The following is a 2,511-nucleotide window of genomic DNA, read 5'->3' on the forward strand; positions in this document are numbered from 1 at the left end:
ATCAACAAATCAATCGTAACACAAGTTGTTGAATCAGGTTTCGATGGTATCTTCCTTGTTGCAGCTAACCCAGTTGACGTTTTGACTTACTCAACTTGGAAATTCTCTGGATTCCCTAAAGAACGTGTTATCGGTTCAGGTACTTCACTTGACTCAGCACGTTTCCGTCAAGCACTTGCTGAAAAATTGGATGTTGATGCTCGTTCAGTTCACGCCTACATCATGGGTGAACACGGAGATTCTGAATTTGCGGTTTGGTCACACGCTAACATCGCTGGTGTAAACCTTGAAGAATTCCTTAAAGACACTCAAAACGTTCAAGAAGCTGAATTGATTGAATTGTTCGAAGGTGTTCGTGACGCTGCCTACACAATCATCAACAAAAAAGGAGCTACATACTACGGTATCGCTGTAGCGCTTGCTCGTATCACAAAAGCAATCCTTGATGACGAAAATGCAGTACTTCCACTTTCAGTCTTCCAAGAAGGTCAATACGGTGTTAAAAACGTCTTTATCGGTCAACCAGCTGTTGTTGGTGCACACGGTATTGTTCGTCCAGTAAATATCCCATTGAACGATGCTGAAACTCAAAAAATGCAAGCATCTGCTAAGGAATTGCAAGCTATCATTGATGAAGCATGGAAAAACCCTGAATTCCAAGCAGCTTCTAAAAACTAATGAAAAGAAGGTTCTCAAACATGGGAACCTTTTTCTTTTTGCACAAAATCATAACTCAACTTTTCAAATAAACAATAAAAAAAGCCTGTCAGACAAGCTCGAATGCTTGATATGACAGGCTTTTTGAAAATTCATTATTTAACAGCGTCTTTAAGAGCTTTACCAGCTTTGAATGCTGGAACTTTAGAAGCTGCGATTTTGATTTCTTTACCAGTTTGTGGGTTGCGACCTTTACGTGCAGCACGCTCACGAACTTCAAAGTTACCGAAACCGATCAATTGAACTTTTTCACCAGCTGCAAGGTATTCAGTTACTGCTGCAAATACAGCGTCAACTGCTGCTGCTGAATCTTTCTTAGTCAATTCTGTAGCTTCTGCTACTTTAGCGATCAAATCTTGTTTGTTTGCCATGTTAACAAATCCTCCAAATAATTTCTAATTAACAAATATAATCATATCCTAAAATCGGCTATAGGTCAAGTCAAAAACACTATTTTGACCATTTTTTCTCTATTTTTTTAGGAATTGTAGCGAATTAGAATCGCCCAAGCATTCTCTCCAGTATGAGTTTGAATAATAGAGCCAGTTTCCAATACAGAGATTGGTTTCTCAACATAAGGTTGCAATAATGCCTTCATCTCATTCGCCCATTCGTTCGTTCCAGCATAGGAAATTCCAATTTCTGCAACTGATTTTTGGGAAAGAGTATTGGTTAATTCCTCAAGCCACTTTTTGAAAGTTTTCGCTCCACGTCCTTTGGCGATTGGTTGGAGTTCGTGGTTTTTCATCTGCATTACTACACGAATATTCAAGAGTGAGCTTAGTAATCCTGTCACACGTCCAATACGACCACCCTTAACTAAGTTTTCTAGCGTCGAAACACCGATATAGAGTTCTGTATGATTTTTGACGTCCTCTACATGAGCTAAGATCGTTTCTAAATCTTTACCTTCTTTAGCAAGTTTTGCGGCTTCAACAACTTGGAACTTCATCGCTTGATCTGTAAAGGAACTATCAATAACTGTTACATCAGCAGTTGAGAGACTTGCCCCTTGGCGAGCAGCTTCCACAGTTCCAGACAAGGCATGGGACATGTGAATGGCGATAATTTGACTGCCATCTTTACCTAGTTCTTCAAAGACCTCAGCAAACACTCCTACAGGGGGCTGGCTTGTTTTAGGCAGATTCTTACTTTGTTGCATAAGATGAAGGAATTCTCCCTCTTTCAAATCTGCATCCGAATAAAGCACACTATCAATCATAACTGATAGAGGGACAACAGTGATATTTAATTCTTTAACTACTTCTGGTTCGATAGTAACAGAAGAGTCCGTTACAATTTTTACTTGTGTCATAATTCAATCTTTCTATTCTTCTCGATAGGATTGGGATTTTCTCCTTTATTATATCAAAAAAATGATAAAAAATCATAAGTGATCCGATGAAAAGAACTGAATTTTTGGTATAATCTATCTATAGAAAAGTGAGGAACAGCTATGATTCGAAAACTTCAACCGATTATTACCATTATTTTGGGAGCTGCTATCTATGCCTTCGGTCTTACCTACTTTGTTGTTCCTTATCATTTATTTGAGGGTGGGGCGACAGGTATTACCTTGATTACCTACTATCTCTTTAAGATTCCTGTCTCATTGATGAACCTCTTGATTAATATCCCTTTATTTATCCTGGCTTGGAAGATATTTGGACCTAAGACCCTCTACTCCAGCCTTCTAGGATCTATTTCACTTTCCGTTTGGCTAGCAATCTTTGAGCGCATTCCTTTGCACATCGACTTGCAAGGGGATCTCATCATTGTCGCTTTAGTCTCAGG

Annotated in this window: 4 protein-coding genes; 2 read left to right on the plus strand and 2 right to left on the minus strand. The window is 39.0% G+C overall.

From position 1 onward, the window contains the following. Positions 1-678: L-lactate dehydrogenase (locus GMD4S_RS07925; protein ID WP_000541909.1), on the plus strand; the 678-nt coding region annotated here is incomplete at its 5' end. 134 nt (positions 679-812) lie between these two features. On the opposite strand, the gene GMD4S_RS07930 is transcribed toward GMD4S_RS07925, so the two are convergent. Both GMD4S_RS07930 and GMD4S_RS07935 read right to left on the minus strand, forming a co-directional pair. After that, positions 813-1,088 carry an HU family DNA-binding protein gene (locus GMD4S_RS07930; protein ID WP_001284636.1) on the minus strand — a complete coding sequence of 92 codons (276 nt, stop codon included), beginning with the start codon at positions 1,086-1,088 and terminating at the stop codon, positions 813-815. A 107-nt stretch (positions 1,089-1,195) separates the two neighbouring features. Next, on the minus strand, positions 1,196-2,032 hold the full coding sequence (locus tag GMD4S_RS07935; RefSeq protein WP_000195456.1) for a DegV family protein: 837 nt from the start codon (positions 2,030-2,032) through the stop codon (positions 1,196-1,198). A gap of 141 nt (positions 2,033-2,173) precedes the next feature. Here GMD4S_RS07935 and GMD4S_RS07940 point away from each other — a divergent pair. Next, positions 2,174-2,511: YitT family protein (locus GMD4S_RS07940; protein WP_000619785.1), on the plus strand; the 338-nt coding region annotated here is incomplete at its 3' end.

Source organism: Streptococcus sp. GMD4S, assembly GCF_000296955.1.